Genomic DNA, 20,370 nt, shown 5'->3' with positions numbered 1-20,370 from the left:
TGCAAAGTGACGAAAAGCCCTTGGCGGACTCTGTCGACACCGTTAGAGTCGGAAGTCCGCCTGCATCGATTCCTCGAAAAAAACCACCTCTAGCCCAATGTTTCCGGGCTTTTTCCGTTTTTCAGCGAAACCCGTCCTGGCAGTCTTCCCAACCAATGCCGCTTTGCGCGGTTTGCGTGATCAGCCACGGTAGCGAGGTCTTCACTGCATCCTGTTTCATGTTGAAATTGATCACCCCGTGCCGCCACAACAACATCAGGGTAAGCACTCGCTGCGCGCTTGGATTGCCCTTGAGCTTGCCCGCACCGTCCTGGGCATCGATGTCCCACAGCGCCACGTGCAGGCCCTGGGTATTGAAGAACCCTTGTGCGTCGCTGCGGCGCTGACCTTCCGGTGGACGGAACAGCGGCACGTAGTTTTCCGGCAACTTGTTCCTCACCAGATCGGCGCTGCGGCGCACCGAATCCTGCCAGTCCTGCCAGTAGCTATGGGAGCGGAACTCCCAACCCTGCACGCCTACGCACTGTTGAGAGAACGCCGCTTGCAGGCTGCTCACCGAACGATCGGCCAGCCGCGCCTGGATATCCTTGCCGAGCATGAAGAAAGTACCGCTCAAGTTTGCCTTGCGCAGGTACTCGGTGAGCCAGTCGGTGTTGTCCGGTTGCACATTGGCAGCGCTGTCGAACGTCAGCAGAAACAGCCGGTCGTGCATCTCGTCGCCATTACGCTCGTAGTCGCCAAAACGATCGAATTCATTGCTGGTCTGCGGTGACAGCGCAGCCTTGCGCATCAACTCGTTCAGATACTGCAAATGGAAGATCCGGCTCGGCTCTGCCCACTGGGTGTAAAAACTGTCGTCACTGACCACAAACTTGGCGGCCTGCTCGCGCAACGTCGGCAAGTCCTCAACGAGGAAGCAGAACGAGGCATCCTGATCGCAGCTTTGCTGGGCGTAGTTATAGCTGCTCAGCAAGCGCTGCCAGAGACGCTGGCGCAGGCTGTTGATCGCGTCGATATTGACTGTACGCAGCCCCAGGCGCTGAGCCAGTGCAGCTTCGCCCATGGACTCGGTGCCGAGCAAACCGCGAGCGAACATAAGGATTTCCGCACGCGAAGCGACATCGAACAGGGTCGGGCTGGTCAGTTGCTCAGGCCAAGTGCTGCGATCCAGCGTCGCCACATCGCCCGGCGCCGCGACGGCACCGAAGCTCAATAGCCACGCGGTGAATAAAAGAACAATGCGCAAAGAGGTGTCTCCATAACAAAACCCGCGCGGCACTATAGCTGATCCCGCCCGACTTCCCGCACTCCCCCATCCCCTTCGCAAGCAAGCCCGCTCCCACCGGGGTTACGCTGCAGGCCGTCGATCACCTATGGACTTGATAGCTGGAGTCATCCGCTCCAACCCCCTAGAATCGCCCCCACGATTAAAGGAGACGACTTCATGCTGATGGTGATTTCCCCCGCCAAGACCCTCGACTACGAAACACCGCCGGCGACCCAGCGCTTTACCCAGCCGCAATACCTCGACCACTCCCAGGAGCTGATCCAGCAGTTGCGCGAACTGAGCCCGGCGCAGATCAGCGAACTGATGCACGTTTCCGACAAGATCGGCGGCCTCAACGCCGCGCGTTTCGGCAGCTGGACGCCCGCCTTCACCGCGGAAAACGCCAAGCAAGCCCTGCTCGCGTTCAAGGGTGACGTGTACACCGGTCTCGACGCGCAGTCCTTCAGCGAAGCCCAGTTCGACTACGCGCAAAAGCACCTGCGCATGCTCTCCGGCCTTTATGGCCTGCTGCGTCCACTGGACCTGATGCAACCGTATCGCCTGGAAATGGGCACCAAACTGGCCAACGCCCGTGGCAAGGATCTGTACGCCTTTTGGGGCACGCGCATCAGCGAATGGCTGAACCAGGCGCTCGCAGATCAGGGCGACGACGTGCTGCTCAACCTGGCCTCCAACGAGTACTTCTCGGCGGTCAAACGCAGCGCCCTGAACGCGCGGATCATCAACACCGAGTTCAAGGACCAGAAGAACGGCCAGTACAAGATCATCAGCTTCTACGCGAAAAAGGCCCGAGGCCTGATGAGCCGTTTCGTGATCCAGGAAAAAATCAACGACCCAGCCCTGCTCAAGCAATTCGATGTGCAGGGTTATCGCTACAGTACCGAGCAATCGAAACCGGACACGCTGGTGTTCTTGCGCGACCACGCCCCCGAATAAAGCATGCTCAATGCACGACGCTTTCTATAAAGAGTCGTGCATTGAGCACGATGTCAAAAATCCCTCCCTCGATATCGCCATTTTAATGGCGCCATAAAATCAACACCCTCTTTTCTAATATTAGTTTCACTCGACACTCTTCATTTTTTTCAGTAGTGGCACCTGAATTTTTTCACGGTAGTGGCACAAAACTATCTAACGTGATTATTCGCCTGTTAATAAAGGTCGAAAACGAAAGTGCTATCAAATTGAGATTAGTGCCATCTTTGACAATATTTCAAGAAATTTCAGATTTCGCGATGAGCGGGCTGGAACTATGTCCAAATGCATAGCTCATACCACCGGTAACGATTCTCGCCGAGTTTGTACGAGATAACTTACGCCAGGCAGATAGCCATGTAACCAAGTTGTCACAGCAACTTGCCTAGATGACTAACTAGTCTGAAAGCAACTTGATGGACAGGAGATAAGCACCATTAACATCCCCTGCAAGGCCATGGCCGCGCCCCTGTAAACGTGCTCGTCTGAGCACCCAACCGCTTGATACACAAGGCTTAAACCTGAGATCAAGCGCGTAAAAACGACTGTACCAAGATCTTCAAACATGAAGATTGGCTGCAAAACAGGGCACGTCATAACAACAAGGCCTGGTTGCGCACATCTTGAGTGCACTTATTTAGACACTCGAAACTTAGTATGCCTGCACACGGCATTGTGGCGCCTGTATGCCGCACTTTCGAGTGCACTAATGAACGCTGAACACCATTAACTCCGGCCCTCTAACGGCCTGATATATACAGAGGTAATTGCGATGCGCATCAGCATATTTGGTTTGGGTTACGTTGGCGCAGTGTGTGCCGGTTGCCTGTCTGCACGGGGCCATGACGTGGTTGGCGTCGATGTTGCCAAAGACAAGATCGACATGATCAACGCCGGCAAATCGCCGATTGTTGAACCGGGCCTGGGCGAACTTCTGGCACAGGGTGTCCAGACCGGTCGTCTGCGTGGCACGACCAACTTCGCCGAGGCGATTCGTGACACCGATCTGTCGATGATTTGCGTCGGCACGCCGAGCAAGAAGAACGGCGATCTGGAACTGAACTACATCGAAGCGGTGTGCCGCGAGATCGGTTTTGTCCTGCGAGAAAAAACCACCCGCCACACCATCGTCGTTCGCAGCACCGTGCTACCAGGCACCGTCGCCAACGTGGTGATCCCGATCCTGGAAGACTGCTCCGGCAAGAAGGCCGGCGTTGATTTCGGCGTCGCGGTCAACCCGGAATTCCTGCGTGAATCCACCGCCATCGCCGACTACGACCTGCCACCGATGACCGTCATCGGCGAGTTCGACAAGGCTTCGGGCGACGTTCTGCAAGCGCTGTATGAAGAACTCGACGCGCCAATCATCCGCAAGGACATCGCCGTCGCCGAGATGATCAAGTACACCTGCAACGTCTGGCACGCGACCAAAGTGACCTTCGCCAACGAGATCGGCAACATCGCCAAAGCCGTCGGCGTCGATGGCCGTGAAGTGATGGAGGTGGTCTGCCAGGACAAGACCCTCAACCTGTCCCAGTACTACATGCGTCCGGGCTTCGCGTTCGGCGGCTCGTGCCTGCCCAAAGACGTGCGTGCCCTGACCTACCGCGCCGGCTCCCTGGACGTCGAAGCGCCGCTGCTCAACTCGCTGATGCGCAGCAACGAATCGCAAGTGCAGAACGCCTTCGACATCGTTGAAAGCCATGACAAACGCAAAGTCGCCCTGCTCGGTTTGAGCTTCAAGGCCGGCACCGATGACCTGCGCGAAAGCCCGCTGGTTGAGCTGGCTGAAATGCTGATCGGCAAGGGTTACGACCTGAGCATCTACGACAGCAACGTCGAGTACGCCCGTGTTCACGGCGCGAACAAGGACTACATCGAATCGAAGATTCCGCATGTGTCGTCCCTGCTCAACGCGGACTTCGACTCGGTCATCGATAACTCCGACGTGATCATCCTCGGCAACCGCGACGAGAAATTCCGTTCGCTGGCCCAGCAAGCACCGCACGGCAAACAGGTCATCGATCTGGTCGGTTTCATGGCCAAAGCCACCGACGCCGGCACGCGCACCGAAGGCATTTGCTGGTAACGCAGCCCTAAGCGAAAAGCCTCGAGCTGCGGCTTACAGCTCGAGGCTTGCAGCTCGAAGCCTCCAATACCTTCGGATGACGTTGATGACCAAGCTCAAACATTTTTTTCTGCAATCCGCCGGCTGGCTTTTCTATTTGAGTCTGCTGATGGGCCTGGCCTTGATGCTGCCCGCGTCCACATTCGACTCCGAGTCGAAGGACTTCATTTTCCTGATTGGCGCCGTGGGTATCTGGCGCTACTCGATGGGTGCAACGCACTTTGTGCGCGGCATGATTTTTCTCTACATCGTTTATCCGCACCTGCGCCGTAAAGTGCGCAAGCTGGGTAAAGCAGCGGACCCCTCGCATGTGTTTCTGATGGTCACCAGTTTCCGTATCGACGCGCTCACCACCGCGCAGGTCTACAGCTCGGTGATCCGCGAAGCCATCGACTGCGAACTGCCGACCACTGTGGTCTGCTCGATCGTCGAAATGTCCGATGAGCTGTTGGTGAAAGCGTTGTGGGCGCGGATGAATCCGCCCGAACGCGTCAAGCTCGACTTCGTGCGCATTCCCGGCACCGGCAAACGTGATGGCCTGGCCTACGGTTTCCGCGCGATCTCCCGTCACCTGCCGGACGACCGCGCCGTGGTCGCCGTGATCGATGGCGACACCGTGCTCGGCGAAGGCACCGTGCGCAAGACCGTGCCGTGGTTCCAGTTGTTCGGCAACGTCGGCGGCCTGACCACCAACGAGTTCTGCGAAGTGCGCGGCGGCTACATCATGAGCGAATGGCACAAGCTGCGCTTCGCCCAGCGTCACATCAACATGTGCTCGATGGCCCTGTCCAAGCGCGTGCTGACCATGACCGGGCGCATGTCGGTGTTCCGCGCCACCGTGGTGACCAACCCGGAATTCATCGCCGACGTGGAGAGCGACTCGCTGCAGCACTGGCGCCTGGGTCGTTTCAAGTTTTTGACCGGCGACGACAAGTCGAGCTGGTTCAGCCTGATGCGTCTGGGTTACGACACCTTTTACGTGCCTGACGCGGCGATCAACACCGTTGAACATCCGCCGGAAAAGAGCTTCATCAAGGCCAGCCGCAAACTCATGTTCCGCTGGTACGGCAACAACCTGCGGCAGAACTCCCGCGCGTTGGGTCTGGGTGTGAAACGCCTCGGCGCCTTCACCTCGGTGGTGCTGTTTGATCAGCGCGTATCGATGTGGACGTCCTTGCTCGGCCTGACCGTGGCGATCATCGCCAGCTTCAAGTACGGCACTGCATTCATTCTGGTTTACCTGCTGTGGATCGGCATCACCCGCCTGATTCTGACCTTGCTGTTGTCCTGCTCCGGTCACCGCATCGGCCCGGCCTACCCGGCGATTCTTTATTACAACCAGATCGTCGGTGCGCTGGTGAAGATCTACGTGTTCTTCCGCCTCGACCAACAGTCCTGGACTCGCCAGCCCACGTCCCTGACCCGTGATCTCGCCAGCTTTCAACGTTGGTTCAACACCTGGTCGTCTCGGACCATGACCTTCTCCGCCGGCAGCATTTTCGTCGCCGTGCTGCTGATGATGGTCTGACCCGCCCCTCTTGAATTAACAAGGAAATCGCCCCTATGAATACCGCCGTCAACGCCAATGTAGTGCATGAATCCGAAGCCCAGCGTCAGCACGCCCGCGTGAAAATCCCGGCCAAACTGCGTTTCTTCGGCCCTGACCGGGCGCCCGTTGAAACGCGGGTCCTGGACCTCTCGGCCGGCGGCCTGGCGTTCAACGCCGGGCAACTGCCACTGACTATCGGCGAGGTGTACAAGGCCCGCCTGCAATTTGTCATCGACAACCTCGGCCTGGCCATGGACGTTGAACTGCAGGTTCGCTCTTACGACCGCCCGAGCGGTCGCGTTGGCTGCCAGTTTCAGAACCTTGAGCCGCAGGATATCTCCACCCTGCGCCACTTGATCACCTCGCACCTGGCTGGCGACATCGTCAGCATGGGTGAAGTGCTGGCGACCCTGCAGCGCGACAACTTCACCAAGGCCCGCAAGGTCAAGGACAGCGGCTCCGGCATGACGCCGTTCGGCCGTTTGAAAGCCGTGACGTTCAGCGCCGGTGTTTTTGTCGTCGGCCTGGTCGCCGCCGGTTTCATTTTCAAATCGGTGTACGGCATGTACTTCGTCAGCCACGCGCAGGCTGGCCTGGTCAGCGTGCCGGGGATGAACATCACCATGCCGCGTGACGGCACCGTGCAGAGCCTGGTCAAGTCCGACGGCGTCGCCGCCAAAGGTGCACCACTGGCGACGTTCAGCACCAGCATGCTTGACGTGCTCAAGGGCCACCTGGAAGAAGACCAGTTGACCCCGGCCAAGGTCGAGGAACTGTTCGGCAAGCAAATGACCGGCACCCTGACTTCGCCGTGCGACTGCACCGTGGCTCAGCAACTGGTGGCCGACGGTCAATACGCGAGCAAGGGCGACGTGATCTTCCAACTGGTGCCGCGCAACACCCAGGCCACCGTTGATGCGCGGTTCTCCTATCGCCAGTTCGGCGACGTGCGTCCGGGTACGCCTGTGAGCTTCCAGATCGCCGGCGAAGACCAGACCCGCACCGGCAAGATTGTCAGCAGCACCAGCCTGAAAAGCGCAGACCTGTCCTCCGACATCCGCGTGCAGATCCAGCCTGACGAGCCGCTCGACAGCCGCTTCGCCGGCCGCCCGGTGGAAGTGAACAGCGACCGGGGCCCGAACCTGAACTGGCTGATCGACAAAGCCATGGCTGCCGGTCTTTAAGTCGAGGACATGCCTGTGACGATTCCTGTTTTGTTGAACACGCCGCAGCCCTTGTGGGAGCGGGCTTGCTCGCGAATGCGGTTGAACATTCAAAATCAATGTGGGCTGGCACACCGCTTTCGCGAGCAAGCCCGCTCCCACATGGGGCCGCTGTGTGCAGTGGCATTGGCGGTCAGTCTGGCCGGTTGCGCCGGCCTGCCCGACCAGCGCCTGGCCAACGAAGCACTCAAGCGTGGCGACACCGCCACCGCTGCGCAGAACTATCAGCAACTGGCCGATCTGGGTTACAGCGAAGCGCAAGTGGGCCTGGCTGATATTCAGGTCGACAGCCACGACCCCGAGCAAATGAAACAGGCCGAAGCGACTTACCGCGCAGCGGCCAGTGTTTCATCGCGAGCCCAGGCGCGGCTCGGCCGCTTGCTGGTGGCCAAACCCGGTTCCACCGAAGCCGAGCGTCAGGAGGCCGAAAGCCTGCTGAAAAAGGCGGCCGCCCAAGGCGAAGGCAACACGTTGATCCCGCTGGCGATGCTGTACCTGCAATACCCGCACAGTTTTCCGAACATCAACGCTCAGCAACAGATCGATCAGTGGCGCCAATCCGGTTACCCCGAGGCGGGTCTGGCCCAAGTGCTGCTCTATCGCACCCAAGGCACTTACGACCAGCATCTGGATGACGTGGAAAGGATCTGCAAAGCCGCGCTCAACACCACCGACATCTGCTACGTCGAACTGGCCACGGTCTATCAGAAACGTGCCCAGCCTGAACAACAGGCCGAGCTGATCAAGCAGATGCAGACCGGTTACAGCCGTGGCACCGTCACCGCTCAACGCGTCGATTCGGTCGCCCGTGTGCTGGCCGATCCGACCCTGGGCACGACCGACGAAAAAACCGCGCAGTCGTTGCTCGAACCGATTGCTCCGGGCTACCCGGCATCGTGGGTGACGCTTGCGCAATTGCTCTACGACTTCCCGGAACTGGGCGACATCGATCAGATGATGCAGTACCTGGATAACGGCCGCGCCGCCGACCAGCCGCGTGCCGAACTGTTGCTGGGCAAGCTCTACTACGAAGGCAAAATGGTCCCGCCCGATGCGAAAGTCGCCGAGGAACATTTCCAGAAAGCCGTCGGCCGCGAAGTCGCCGCCGATTACTACCTCGGCCAGATCTATCGCCGTGGTTACCTGGGCAAGGTCTATCCGCAGAAGGCTCTCGACCACTTGCTGACCGCTGCGCGCAACGGCCAGAACAGCGCCGACTTCGCCATCGCCCAACTGTTCTCCCAAGGCAAAGGCACCCAGCCCGACCCGGTCAACGCCTATGTGTTCAGCCAATTGGCCAAGGCGCAAAACACCCCGCAAGCCAATGAACTGGCCGCCACCCTCGAGGCGCAATTGCCGCCCGAGCATCTGGCCCAAGCCCAGCACCTGCTGCAGCAAGAGCAGGCCAGTCGTGGTGCCCTGAACCCGAACACGCTGCAACTGCACGCCCTGCAAGAAGAAGACGGCGAGGAAAAACTATGAAGCTCAATCCATTCGTGAAGGCCGGCATTGGCCTCACTTTCGCGCTGATCTGGTCTTGCCCGACACTGGCTGCGATGACTGAAAGCAAAAACTTCGGCCTGGAAGTGAAAATCACCGGCCAGTCCGAAGACGACCGCGACCTCGGCACCGCCGGTGGCGGCGACGTCAACGGCCTCGGGCTCGACCTGCGTCCGTGGGTCTACGGCGAAAGCGGCGCGTGGAGCGCCTACGCCATGGGTCAGGCCGTGACCTCGACCGACATCATCGAGACCGACACCCTGCAGCAGTCCGACAGCGAAGGTACGCAGACCACCGACAACGGTGACCGCAAGACCAAGAAAAACTACTTGGCAATGCGCGAGTTCTGGGTCGGCTACAGCGGCCTCACCCCTTACCCGGGCGAGATGCTCAAGTTCGGTCGCCAGCGCCTGCGCAATGACGACGGCCAATGGCGCGACACCAACATCGAAGCGCTGAACTGGACCTTCGACACCACCCTGTTGCGCGCCAACGCCGGTGTTGCCGAACGCTTCAGCGAATACCGCACCGACCTCAAAGAGCTGGCGCCCAAAGACAAGGATCGCCTGCACGCCTACGCCGATGCCGCTTACCAGTGGACACCGGGGCAATGGGTCGGCATTCGCGGTCACCACACCCACGACGACGGCAAGCTCGATTACGCCGAACCGGGCGTGCCCCGCGACTCGCTGGACAAGACCGAGAACGGCGACATCAGTTGGCTCGGCCTGACCGCCGACAGCGACGCCTACAACTGGCGCAACACCAACACCGTCAACTACTGGGGCAGCATCACCGGCATGAGCGGCGAGCGCGACACGGTCAACGCCCTCAACGCCGATGGTTCACGCCCGGCGCAAGCCAAACGCAGCGATGACGTCAACGGCTGGGCTACAGACATTGGTGTGCGTCTGCGCCTCGATCCGCAATGGCAGGTCGGTGCCGCGTATGCCCGCGCCAGTGCCGATTACGAACAGAACGGCCTGGAAAGCAACCGCTCGAACTACACCGGTACGCGTTCGCGCGTTCACCGTTTCGGCGAAGCCTTCCGTGGCGAAATGAACAACATGCAGACCGCCACCCTGTTCGGTTCGTGGATGCTCAACGACGAGTACGACGCCAGCCTGATCTACCACAAGTTCTGGCGTGTCGACGGTAGCAAACCGGTCGGCAGCAACGGCATCAACGCCGTGCAAAACAACACCGACGACGTCACTGGCGCGATCCTTTCCAGCACCTCTTTGCCGCTTGAAGACGGCAACAAGGATCTGGGTCAGGAGATGGATCTGGTGGTCACCAAGTACTTCAAGCAAGGCCTGTTGCCGGCGGCGTTGAGCCAGTCGATCGACGAACCTTCGGCGCTGGTGCGTTTGCGTGGTGGCGTGTTCAAGCCGGGCGACGCCTACGGCAAGCAGGTTGATTCGTACATGCACCGCGCGTTCATCGACGTGATCTGGCGCTTCTGATGCAAACCGCGAAGGGAGTGCCCGACATGAATAACGCAAGGAAAGGCTCGCTCAGCCTGTTGGCCGGCGCCCTGCTGCTGTCCTCCGCTGGCGCCTTCGCCACCGGTGCGCCGGCAAAGCCTGTCACCGTTGCCAAAGAGTTGCAGCAAGCCAAGACCTATACCGTCAGCAGCGCGCCGACCGAGGAACTGGAACTGGCCAGGCCGACACTGCCCGACCTCTCCGGCTACACCGCCGAAGCCGCCGCCGCGAAAATCGTCCGTAGCCAACCGGGCAAGATCAGCGTGCGCCGGATGATGCAGGAAGACGCCCTGAAGGACTTCATCGGCGGCGACAACAAAATGGCTGAATGGGTGGTGCGTCAGCACGGCATCCCGCAGGCGATCTTCGTCGACGACGGCTACATGAACCTCAAAGAGTTGGCGCAGAAGCTGCCCAAGCAGTACTTCAGCGAAACCTCACCGGGCGTGTACCTGGCCAAATTGCCGATCGTGGTTGGCCGTAAAGGCATCCTCGAAATCGACGGCCAGACCCAGGAGCTGCGCCTGTCGCAAGAGGCCGGTTCGTTCCTGGTCAACGACGGCCAGTTGTTTGTGCGTGACACCAAAGTCACGGGCTGGCGCGAGAAGGACAACGGCCCGGCGACCTTCCGTTCGCCGAAGGAATTCCGGCCGTTCCTGCTCGCCTGGGGTGGCACCGAGACCTACATCGTCAACAGCAAAATGGCCAGTTTCGGCTACGCCAACAGTAAGTCGTACGGGGTGAGCATTTCCCAGTACACGCCGAACATGGCCAAGGTACTCAAGCGTCCCGAGCCTACCGGCTGGATCGTCGGTTCCGAGTTCTCGGACATGTGGTACGGCTTCTACTGCTACGAGACCCGCGACTTCGTGGTCAAGGGCAACACCTACAAAGACAACATCGTCTACGGCATCGACCCGCATGACCGTTCGCACGGCCTGATCATTGCCCAGAACACCGTTCACGGCACGAAGAAGAAGCACGGGATCATCATTTCCCGTGAGGTCAACGACAGCTTCATCTTCAACAACAAAAGCTACGACAACCACCTCTCGGGCCTGGTGATCGACCGTAACAGCGTCAACAACATCGTGGCCTACAACGAGATCTACAAGAACCACACCGACGGCATCACCCTCTACGAGTCCGCCGACAACCTGCTGTGGGGCAACAAGGTCATCAGCAACAAGCGCCACGGCATCCGCATTCGTAACAGCGTGAACATCCGCCTCTACGAGAACATCGCCATGGCCAACGGCCTGACCGGCGTCTACGGCCACATCAAAGACCTGACCGACACCGACCGTGACATCAAGCTCGACCCGTTCGACGCCCAGGTCTCGCTGATCGTGGTGGGCGGTGAACTCGCGGCCAACGGCAGCGGCCCGCTGTCGATCGATTCGCCCTTGAGTGTCGAGCTGTATCGCGTGTCGATGCTGGCGCCGACCAAATCCAGCGGCATCAGCTTCAACGGCATCCTCGGCGAGCGCCAGGATGAAATTCTCGACCTGCTGGTGCGCCAGCAGAAAGCCGTGCTGATCGACCCTGTCGAACGCCAGACCGAACTGCAGGACTGAGGATAATTTTATGCACCCACACTTGATCAGATTACTCAGCCTGTCGGCCCTGACCGTGGGCATTCTGGCCGCCAGCAATGGCGCTCGCGCCGACGAGGCTGCCGGTGTCACCCCGCCCAGGTTCACCGCCGAGCCGTGCTGCAACCTGTGCCCGGCCGCCCATGACGCGAAGAACTACACCACGCGTTATCAGCAGAACTTCACCACCCTGGTGCAGGCGCAAGGCGACTGGCTGTTCCGGACTCAGGAAGACCTGCGCACCGAATTCAACACCACCCCGGCCGGCTACAAGCGCCTGCAACAGTTGCACGATGCGTTCAAGAGCAAAGGCGTGGAACTGGTGATCGTTTATCAACCGACCCGGGGCCTGGTGAACCGCAACAAACTCAACCCGCAGGAAAAAGCCGCGTTCGATTACGAGAAGGCTTTGGGCAACTACAAGACCATGCTCGGCCGTTTTGCGCAGATGGGCTACGTGGTGCCGGACCTGTCGCCGCTGACCAACGAATCGCTGCCGGACACCCTGCCCGCCCACGATTTCTATTTCCGTGGCGACCAGCACTGGACGCCATACGGCGCGCAGCGCACGGCAAAAATCGTCGCCGAGAAGGTCAAGCAGATCCCGGCCTTCGCCGACATTCCCAAGCGTGAGTTCGAGACCAAGCGGTCCGGCCGCATGGGCAAAACCGGCACTTTGCATAACATGGCCGGGCAACTGTGCGGCACCAGTTACGCGATCCAGTACATGGATCAGTTCACCACCGAGCCGAAAGGCGAGGCCGCTGACGGCGATCTGTTCGGCGATTCCGGCAACCCGCAAATCACCTTGGTCGGTACGTCTCACAGCGGCAAGAACTACAACTTCGCCGGTTTCCTGCAAGAAGACATCGGTGCCGACATTCTCAACGTTGCCTTCCCCGGCGGCGGTCTGGAAGGTTCGATGTTGCAGTACCTGGGCAGCGACGAATTCCAGAAGAGCCCGCCGAAAATTCTCATCTGGGAGTTCTCGCCGCTGTATCGCCTCGATCAGGAAACCATCTACCGCCAGATGATGGCGCTGCTCGATAACGGCTGCGAAGGCAAAGACGCTCAGATGAGCGCCAGCACCACGCTGAAACCGGGCAGCAAACAGGAACTGCTGGTCAACAGCAAAAACATGAACCTGCAAAACAGCAGTCATCAGGTCGACATCCGTTTCGCCGACACCTCGGTGAAAACCCTGCAAGCCACCCTCTGGTACATGAACGGTCGCCACGAGGACATCAAGATCGAGAAACCGGAAACCTCCGACACCGACGGTCGTTTCGCCTTTGAGTTGCGCACCGACGAAGACTGGGGCTCGCAAAACCTGCTGGCAGTCGAAGTTCAGGGCCCCGAAGCGGGCACCGCGCCACAGAAAGTCGAAGCGAAAATCTGCAAACGCAACGTATTCCCGGGCGCTGGGCAACACACCGCTCAGGTCGGGCAATGAGGTCTGCTATGCGAAATCGAACGATCAAACACCTGCTTGCGCCATCCCTGCTCACCCTGGCGATGTTCGCCGGGGCGACTCAGGCCGCGGCGCCACTGCGTCCACCTCAGGGCTACTTCGCCCCTGTGGATAAATTCAAGACCAGCGACAAAAGCGAAGGCTGCGACGCAATGCCGACGCCGTACACCGGCCCGCTGCAATTTCGCAGCAAATACGAAGGCTCGGACAAGGCCCGCGCGACGCTCAATGTGCAATCGGAAAAAGCCTTCCGCGACACCACCAAAGACATCACCACGCTGGAACGCGGCACCGCCAAACGCGTCATGCAGTTCATGCGTGATGGTCGCCCGGAGCAGCTCGATTGCACGCTGGACTGGCTGGCCGCGTGGGCCAAGTCCGACGCCTTGATGTCGAAAGACTTCAACCACACCGGCAAATCGATGCGCAAATGGGCGCTGGGCAGCATGGCCTCTTCGTACATTCGCCTGAAATTCTCCGACTCGCATCCACTGGCGGAGCATCAGCAGCAAGCGCAGGTGATCGAAGCCTGGTTCAGCAAAATGGCCGATCAGGTGGTCAGCGACTGGGACAATCTGCCGCTGGAAAAAACCAACAACCACTCTTACTGGGCGGCGTGGTCGGTGATGGCGACGTCGGTCGCGACCAACCGCCGCGACCTGTTCGATTGGGCAGTGAAGGAATACAAGGTCGGCGCCAATCAGATCGACGCCGACGGCTACCTGCCGAACGAACTCAAGCGCCAGCAACGCGCCCTCGCCTATCACAACTACGCCCTACCGCCGCTGGCGATGATCGCCAGTTTCGCCCAGGTCAACGGTGTCGATCTGCGCCAGGAAAACAATGGCGCACTGAAACGCTTGGCTGATCGCGTGCTGTCCGGGGTGAAAAACCCGGATGAATTCGAGAAGAAGAACGGCAAAAAACAGGACATGACCGACCTGAAAGAGGACATGAAATTCGCTTGGCTCGAACCGTTCTGCACCCTCTACACCTGCTCGGCGGATGTGCTGGAGAAGAAGCACGGGATGCAACCGTTCAAGACCTTCCGCCTGGGTGGCGACCTGACCAAGGTCTACGACCCGGCGCATGAGAAGGGCAACAAGGGTTCGTAAGAAGGAATGCAATCCCCTGTGGGAGCGGGCTTGCTCGCTCTCACAGTGAAGTGATGTCGCCCCCTGAATTTTCACGGGGGGTTTGGGGGGGCTTTGGCCCTTGACTGTTGGTTCAAACATGGAGAGATCGGGATGGTATTTTCATCCAACGTGTTCCTGTTTCTGTTCTTGCCGATCTTTCTCGGCTTGTACTACCTGAGCGGGCAACGCTATCGCAACCTGCTGCTGCTGATCGCCAGCTACGTGTTCTATGCCTGGTGGCGCGTGGACTTCCTCGCCCTGTTTGCAGCGGTGACGCTGTGGAACTACTGGATCGGCCTCAAAGTCGGTGCCGCCGGCGTGCGTACCAAACCGGCCCAGCGCTGGCTGCTGGCCGGCGTCGCGGTGGATCTGTGCATCCTGGGCTACTTCAAATACGCCAACTTCGGCGTCGACAGCATCAACGCGATGATGACCTCGGTCGGTCTTGAGCCGTTCATCCTGACCCACGTACTGCTGCCGATCGGTATCTCGTTCTACATCTTCGAGTCGATCAGCTACATCATCGACGTGTATCGCGGCGACACCCCGGCCACGCGCAACCTGATCGACTTTGCCGCGTTCGTGGCGATCTTCCCGCACCTGATTGCCGGCCCGGTGTTGCGTTTTCGTGACCTGGCCGACCAGTTCAACAACCGCACGCACACCCTCGACAAATTCTCCGAAGGCTGCACGCGGTTCATGCAGGGTTTCATCAAGAAGGTCTTCATCGCCGACACCCTCGCGGTGGTGGCCGACCATTGCTTCGCCCTGCAAAACCCGACCACGGGCGATGCCTGGCTCGGCGCGCTGGCCTACACCGCGCAGCTGTATTTCGACTTCTCCGGTTACAGCGACATGGCCATCGGCCTGGGTTTGATGATGGGTTTCCGCTTCATGGAAAACTTCAAACAGCCGTACATCAGCCAGTCGATCACCGAGTTCTGGCGCCGCTGGCACATCAGCCTGTCGACCTGGTTGCGTGACTACCTCTACATCACCCTCGGCGGTAACCGCAAAGGCACGCTGATGACCTATCGCAACCTGTTCCTGACCATGCTTTTGGGCGGTCTGTGGCACGGCGCGAACATCACTTACATCGTTTGGGGCGCCTGGCACGGCATGTGGCTGGCGATTGAAAAAGCGCTGGGCCTGAGTACCTCGCCGCGCAGCCTCAACCCGATCCGCTGGGCGCTGACCTTCCTGCTGGTGGTGATGGGCTGGGTGATCTTCCGTGCCGAGAACCTGCACGTTGCCGGGCGCATGTACGGCGCGATGTTCAGCTTCGGCGACTGGTCGCTGTCGGAACTCAATCAGGCCAGCCTCACCGGCCTGCAAGTGGCGACGCTGGTGGTGGCTTACGTGACGCTGGCGTTCTTCGGTCTGCGTGATCTGTACACCAACCAGCCTCCGGTCAAAACCAAGCCAGCGGTCAACGTCGAAACCGACGGCCCGGCCGCTGCGACCCCAGGAATGATCAAGGCTGCCCCCGGCGAAAACCCGGCGAGCATCCACGAGCCTGGCTACACCGTCGGCGTTGAAGCCCAGGTGCAAGCGGCCTACTGGACGGCGGACTGGTCACGCTACGTGATGCGCGGCTTGATCCTGCTGCTGTTCATCGCCTCGATTCTCAAACTCTCGGCGCAAAGCTTCTCGCCGTTCCTTTACTTCCAGTTCTGAGGGATCTGACATGACCCGCTCATTACGCATTTTCTACATCGCCCTGTTCCTGGTGACTCTGCTGGTCTTGGGTCTGTGGTCAGTGCGCAGCTTTTTCGGTTTTAGCACCAATGCCGATGCAACGGTGCTCAACGGCCGCTGGACCAAAGCCGTGGAAACCCATTACGACGATGAATTCCCGATCAAGCGTCTGGGCACCAATCTCTGGGCCGCGCTGGATTTCAAACTGTTCAACGAAGGTCGTCCGGGCGTGGTGCTCGGTCGCGATCAGTGGTTGTACAGCGACGAGGAATTCAACCCGATCGTCAACGAAGAGTTGAACCTGCAAGGCAACTACGCGCTGGTCGAAGGCGTGCGCCAGACCTTGAAAGCCAAAGGCGTGAAACTGGTGATGGCGATCGTGCCGGCCAAGGTTCGCCTGTACCCGGAGCACCTGGGTGAAGTGAAACCGGCGAGCATCCACGAAAACCTCTATCAGGATTTCCACGCCCGCGTGGCGGCGGACAAGATCCTCGCCCCCGACCTGCTCAAGCCATTGCAACAGGCCAAGCAGAACGGTCAGCAAGTGTTCCTGCGCACCGACACGCACTGGACGCCTGAGGGCGCCGAGGTTGCGGCCAACACCCTGGCGAAAACCATCGCCGACAAGTTCCCGCTCAGCGGCGAGCCGCAGCGCTTTGTCACCACGCCGGCCGAGAAGGTCACGCACAAGGGCGACCTGCGTCTGTTCCTGCCGCTGGACCCGCTGTTCGAAAACCTGATGCCGGCGCAAGAGCCACTGCAAAAGCGCAACACCGTGGCCGCGGGTGATCAGCCGGCCGGTGACGACGCCCTCTTCGCCAACAACGAAGTACCGGTCGCATTGGTCGGCACCAGCTACAGCGCCAACCCCAACTGGAACTTCGTCGGTGCACTCAAACAAGCGCTGCACAGCGACGTGGTGAGCTACGCCGAGGACGGCCACGGCCCGATTCGACCGATGCTCAGCTACCTCAAAAGCGATGACTTCAAGAACAGCCCGCCACAGGTGCTGATCTGGGAGTTTCCTGAACGTTATCTGCCTGTGAACAACGAAATCGGCGACGCCGACCCGCAGTGGGTCGCAGAGCTTAAACAAGCCGGCGCCCGCCAACAAAACGTCGCTGTAAACACTCAATCCGAGACGCCCGACCGGGCGCAAAACTGAAAGAGAGGTACACCATGACTTTCACTACCAATCATCAAAGTCTCGTGAAACGCATTGCACTGGTTGCAGGTCTGAGCGTGCTGTCGGTCCAGGCCTTTGCCGGTGGCGACGCCGCGCTCTACGGCCCGACCGCACCGAAAGGCTCGACCTTCGTGCGGGTCTACAACGCCAGCAACGCCGAAGTCAGCGCCACTGTCGGCAGCACCAGCCTGAGCGATATCGCACCACTGGCCAGCAGCGACTTCAGCTTCATGCCGGGCGGCGATTACAGCGCCAAAGTCGGCAGCCAGAGCCTGGCGGTGAAACTCGCCGGTGACCACTACTACACCCTGGTCAACAACGCTGCCGGCGCGCCGCAACTGATTGAAGAGCCGCCGTTCAAGAACAAGCAGAAATCCCTGGTGCGCGTGCAGAACCTCAGCGACAAACCGCTGACCCTGAAAACCGCCGATGGCAAGACCGAAGTGGTCAAGAGCGTCGCCGCCAAGGGCCGTGGCGAACGTGAAATCAATCCAGTGAAAGTCAGCCTGGCGCTGTTTGAGGGCGACAAAAAAGTCAGCGACGTGAAACCGGTCGCGCTGGAACGCGGTGAAGCCGCGGTGCTGTACGTCACCGGTAACGGCAGCAATCTGTCGCCGGTCTGGGTGAAACGCCCGGTGTCGACGCGCTAATCATTTTTCCTGACTGACCCCGTCCCCGCTGTGGGAGGGTTGTCAGTTCGGATACGAGACAAAAACAAGAGTGAAACGACACAGGTTCGTGGCTCTAACCCAATCGATTTTATGGAGTAAACAATATGATTCCGGTGATCTTGTCAGGTGGTAGCGGTTCACGTCTTTGGCCGCTTTCGCGTAAACAGTTCCCCAAGCAATTCCTCGCCCTGACCGGCGAACACACGCTGTTCCAGCAAACCCTGGAACGCCTGGTGTTCGAAGGCATGGACACGCCCATCGTGGTCTGCAACAAGGATCACCGCTTCATCGTCAACGAGCAGTTGAGCAACCGTAACCTGGAATGCCAACGCATCCTGATGGAACCGTTCGGCCGCAACACCGCGCCGGCCGTGGCGTTGACCGCGATGATGCTGGTCAATGAAGGTCGCGACGAACTGATGCTGGTGCTGCCGGCCGACCACGTTCTGGAAGATCAGAAAGCCCTGCAACGCGCACTGGCTCTGGCCACCGTCGCCGCCGAAAACGGTGAAATGGTGTTGTTCGGCGTACCCGCAACGAAACCGGAAACCGGTTACGGCTACATCAAGTCCAGCAACGATTCGTTGTTGCCAGAAGGCGTCAGCCGCGTTTCGCACTTTGTCGAAAAACCCGATGTGAAACGCGCTACCGAGTACGTCGAGTCCGGCGGTTACTACTGGAACAGCGGCATGTTCCTGTTCCGCGCCAGCCGCTTCCTCGAAGAACTGAAAAAGCACGACCCGGACATCTACGACACCTGCCTGCTGACCCTTGAGCGCAGCGAGCAAGACGCCGACACCGTCACGCTGGACGAAGCCACCTTCGCCTGCTGCCCGGACAACTCCATCGACTACTCCGTGATGGAGAAAACCCAGCGCGCCTGCGTGGTGCCGCTGACGGCGGGCTGGAGCGATGTCGGTTGCTGGTCGTCGCTGTGGGAAGTCAACGAAAAGGACGCCAACGGCAACGTCACCAAGGGCGACGTGGTCATTCAGGACAGCAAGAACTGCATGATCCACGGCAACGGCAAACTGGTGTCGGTGATCGGTCTGGAAAACATCGTCGTGGTCGAAACCAAGGACGCCATGATGATCGCCCACAAGGACAAGGTCCAAGGCGTCAAGCAGATGGTCAACACGCTCAACGAGCAGGGCCGCAGCGAAACCCAGAACCACTGCGAGGTCTATCGTCCGTGGGGTTCTTACGACTCGGTGGACATGGGCGGGCGTTTCCAGGTCAAGCACATCTCGGTCAAACCGGGTGCGTGCCTGTCGCTGCAGATGCACCACCACCGCGCCGAGCACTGGATCGTGGTCAGCGGCACCGCCGAAGTGACCTGCGATGAAAACGTGTTCCTGCTCTGCGAAAACCAGTCGACCTACATCCCGATCGCCTCGGTGCATCGCCTGCGCAACCCCGGCAAGATCCCGCTGGAAATCATCGAAGTGCAGTCCGGTTCGTACCTGGGTGAAGACGATATCGAGCGTTTCGAAGACATCTACGGTCGCTCGACCCCGATCGAACGCGGCGTGTCGGTGAAAACCATCGCGCAGTGATCGACCTGCAATAAAAAGCCCTCGTCCAGCCCACTGCGTCCCCTATCCGCAGTGGGTTGGGCGGGGGCTTTTTTGCAGGTCTCTACATTCAGCCAGCCTTTCACCCAGAGGACTGGGCAGTCTTGACCGCTTGCTCTTCCCGCGCGGGTCTATAACGTTCCCACCCTGCACGATCGCTTCGCCAAGGAGCGTACTGAGTCCCGCTGAAAGCACTTCGCCGCCGTGATACATCACAGGGCCCGACGGCGGAGAAGTTTCGGTGATCACGACGGCCCTGACGTGGGCCTCATGGGTATTGAGCAGCGCGCCGCTTTTGGCCCCCAGCTTTGCCAGTTCAACGGGAATTTGCCGTCGGTAGTCCTGCACTTTCGGGTCCGGACTGCTCTGAAAATAATTGCGCACCGGTTGCATGCCGGCCGCCTGGATCGGGCTGACCAGTTTTTTCTCGGCTAGAACGTGATAGACCCGATCATCGAGTTTCTTCTCTGGCTTGCGTCCGTCGCTGTCTCGATAGACCACAGGACTGTTGCGCATCGCCCGGTAGCGGTTATGGCCATCGATGGCCCCGGCAGGGTCCGGATTCAACCAGCGCTGCAACCACGGGATGTAATAGCGATGGCCGAAGGCATACAAACCGGTGGCATCGCGTTCCTTGCCCGAATAGCGAATGTTCTTGTAACTTGCGCCAGGGCAGACAGCGATTGCTGTAGCGGGCGGCTTGCAGGTCATGGCCCGGGTTTTGTGCACCGACGTGAATCAATTTGAGCAGATTGCCGCCAGCGTCATACCGATAGCTTTGTGAGTAATTGGCGATCGCTGCCGGCCCGCGCCGCGCCGCGCCGGCATCCCTTTGCCTCGAACATCAAAGCAGCGGCGAACGGCCCTGCCAACTGTCAGAAATTACAGT

The 20,370-nt window shown here is 59.7% G+C and carries 14 protein-coding genes and 1 pseudogene; 13 read left to right on the top strand and 2 right to left on the bottom strand.

Annotated elements, in window-relative coordinates; all coding sequences use genetic code 11:
* Positions 1 to 121: 121 nt before the first annotated feature.
* Positions 122 to 1,246 (bottom strand): polysaccharide deacetylase family protein, encoded by a 1,125-nt coding sequence (locus AACY11_RS11435; protein WP_339494796.1) that lies wholly within the window; start codon positions 1,244 to 1,246, stop codon positions 122 to 124.
* 198 nt (positions 1,247 to 1,444) lie between these two features.
* Here AACY11_RS11435 and yaaA point away from each other — a divergent pair, with 198 nt between their 5' ends.
* The 13 genes from yaaA to AACY11_RS11370 all read left to right on the top strand — a co-directional run bounded on the left by yaaA (position 1,445) and on the right by AACY11_RS11370 (position 19,463).
* A complete protein-coding gene (yaaA, locus tag AACY11_RS11430) occupies positions 1,445 to 2,224 on the top strand; it encodes a peroxide stress protein YaaA (protein ID WP_339432073.1) in 780 nt (259 codons plus the stop codon).
* Positions 2,225 to 3,035: 811 nt separating this feature from the next.
* Positions 3,036 to 4,352, top strand: a complete 1,317-nt coding sequence (locus AACY11_RS11425) for a nucleotide sugar dehydrogenase (RefSeq protein ID WP_339432072.1) — start codon at positions 3,036 to 3,038, stop codon at positions 4,350 to 4,352.
* An 85-nt stretch (positions 4,353 to 4,437) separates the two neighbouring features.
* Positions 4,438 to 5,919, top strand: a complete 1,482-nt coding sequence (alg8, locus tag AACY11_RS11420) for a mannuronan synthase (protein ID WP_339432071.1) — start codon at positions 4,438 to 4,440, stop codon at positions 5,917 to 5,919.
* Between the two features lie 35 nt (positions 5,920 to 5,954).
* Positions 5,955 to 7,124 (top strand): alginate biosynthesis protein Alg44, encoded by a 1,170-nt coding sequence (locus tag AACY11_RS11415; protein WP_339432070.1) that lies wholly within the window; start codon positions 5,955 to 5,957, stop codon positions 7,122 to 7,124.
* A gap of 15 nt (positions 7,125 to 7,139) precedes the next feature.
* Positions 7,140 to 8,645, top strand: a complete 1,506-nt coding sequence (algK, locus tag AACY11_RS11410; protein ID WP_339494795.1) for an alginate biosynthesis TPR repeat lipoprotein AlgK — start codon at positions 7,140 to 7,142, stop codon at positions 8,643 to 8,645.
* Positions 8,642 to 10,129, top strand: coding sequence for an alginate export family protein (locus tag AACY11_RS11405; RefSeq protein WP_339494793.1), 1,488 nt, complete (start codon positions 8,642 to 8,644; stop codon positions 10,127 to 10,129). The genes algK and AACY11_RS11405 overlap by 4 nt, the downstream gene beginning before the upstream one ends.
* A 26-nt stretch (positions 10,130 to 10,155) precedes the next feature.
* The gene (algG, locus tag AACY11_RS11400; RefSeq protein WP_339465855.1) at positions 10,156 to 11,727 is read left to right on the top strand and encodes a mannuronan 5-epimerase AlgG; all 1,572 of its coding nucleotides are present in this window, start codon (positions 10,156 to 10,158) and stop codon (positions 11,725 to 11,727) included.
* A gap of 10 nt (positions 11,728 to 11,737) precedes the next feature.
* Positions 11,738 to 13,198, top strand: a complete 1,461-nt coding sequence (locus AACY11_RS11395; RefSeq protein ID WP_339432066.1) for an alginate O-acetyltransferase — start codon at positions 11,738 to 11,740, stop codon at positions 13,196 to 13,198.
* An 8-nt stretch (positions 13,199 to 13,206) separates the two neighbouring features.
* Complete coding sequence (locus tag AACY11_RS11390; RefSeq protein WP_221729955.1) at positions 13,207 to 14,331, top strand: mannuronate-specific alginate lyase; 1,125 nt, start codon at positions 13,207 to 13,209, stop codon at positions 14,329 to 14,331.
* A gap of 132 nt (positions 14,332 to 14,463) precedes the next feature.
* The gene (locus AACY11_RS11385; protein ID WP_339494791.1) at positions 14,464 to 16,029 is read left to right on the top strand and encodes an MBOAT family O-acyltransferase; all 1,566 of its coding nucleotides are present in this window, start codon (positions 14,464 to 14,466) and stop codon (positions 16,027 to 16,029) included.
* Positions 16,030 to 16,039: 10 nt separating this feature from the next.
* Positions 16,040 to 17,215 (top strand): alginate O-acetyltransferase, encoded by a 1,176-nt coding sequence (locus AACY11_RS11380; protein WP_339494789.1) that lies wholly within the window; start codon positions 16,040 to 16,042, stop codon positions 17,213 to 17,215.
* A 14-nt stretch (positions 17,216 to 17,229) separates the two neighbouring features.
* Positions 17,230 to 17,886: an alginate O-acetyltransferase AlgF gene (locus AACY11_RS11375; RefSeq protein ID WP_339494787.1), complete on the top strand. Its 657-nt coding sequence runs from the start codon at positions 17,230 to 17,232 to the stop codon at positions 17,884 to 17,886.
* 125 nt (positions 17,887 to 18,011) lie between these two features.
* On the top strand, positions 18,012 to 19,463 hold the full coding sequence (locus tag AACY11_RS11370) for a mannose-1-phosphate guanylyltransferase/mannose-6-phosphate isomerase (protein ID WP_339432062.1): 1,452 nt from the start codon (positions 18,012 to 18,014) through the stop codon (positions 19,461 to 19,463).
* A gap of 489 nt (positions 19,464 to 19,952) precedes the next feature.
* On the opposite strand, the pseudogene AACY11_RS28370 reads toward AACY11_RS11370, so the two are convergent.
* A pseudogene (locus AACY11_RS28370) lies at positions 19,953 to 20,286 on the bottom strand (RHS repeat-associated core domain-containing protein); the annotation flags it as partial.
* Between the last annotated feature and the right edge of the window lie 84 nt (positions 20,287 to 20,370).

This window comes from Pseudomonas sp. RA_105y_Pfl2_P56 (assembly GCF_963970845.1).
Classification (GTDB): domain Bacteria; phylum Pseudomonadota; class Gammaproteobacteria; order Pseudomonadales; family Pseudomonadaceae; genus Aquipseudomonas; species Aquipseudomonas baetica_A.
This window is presented reverse-complemented; position numbering and strand designations above follow the sequence as displayed.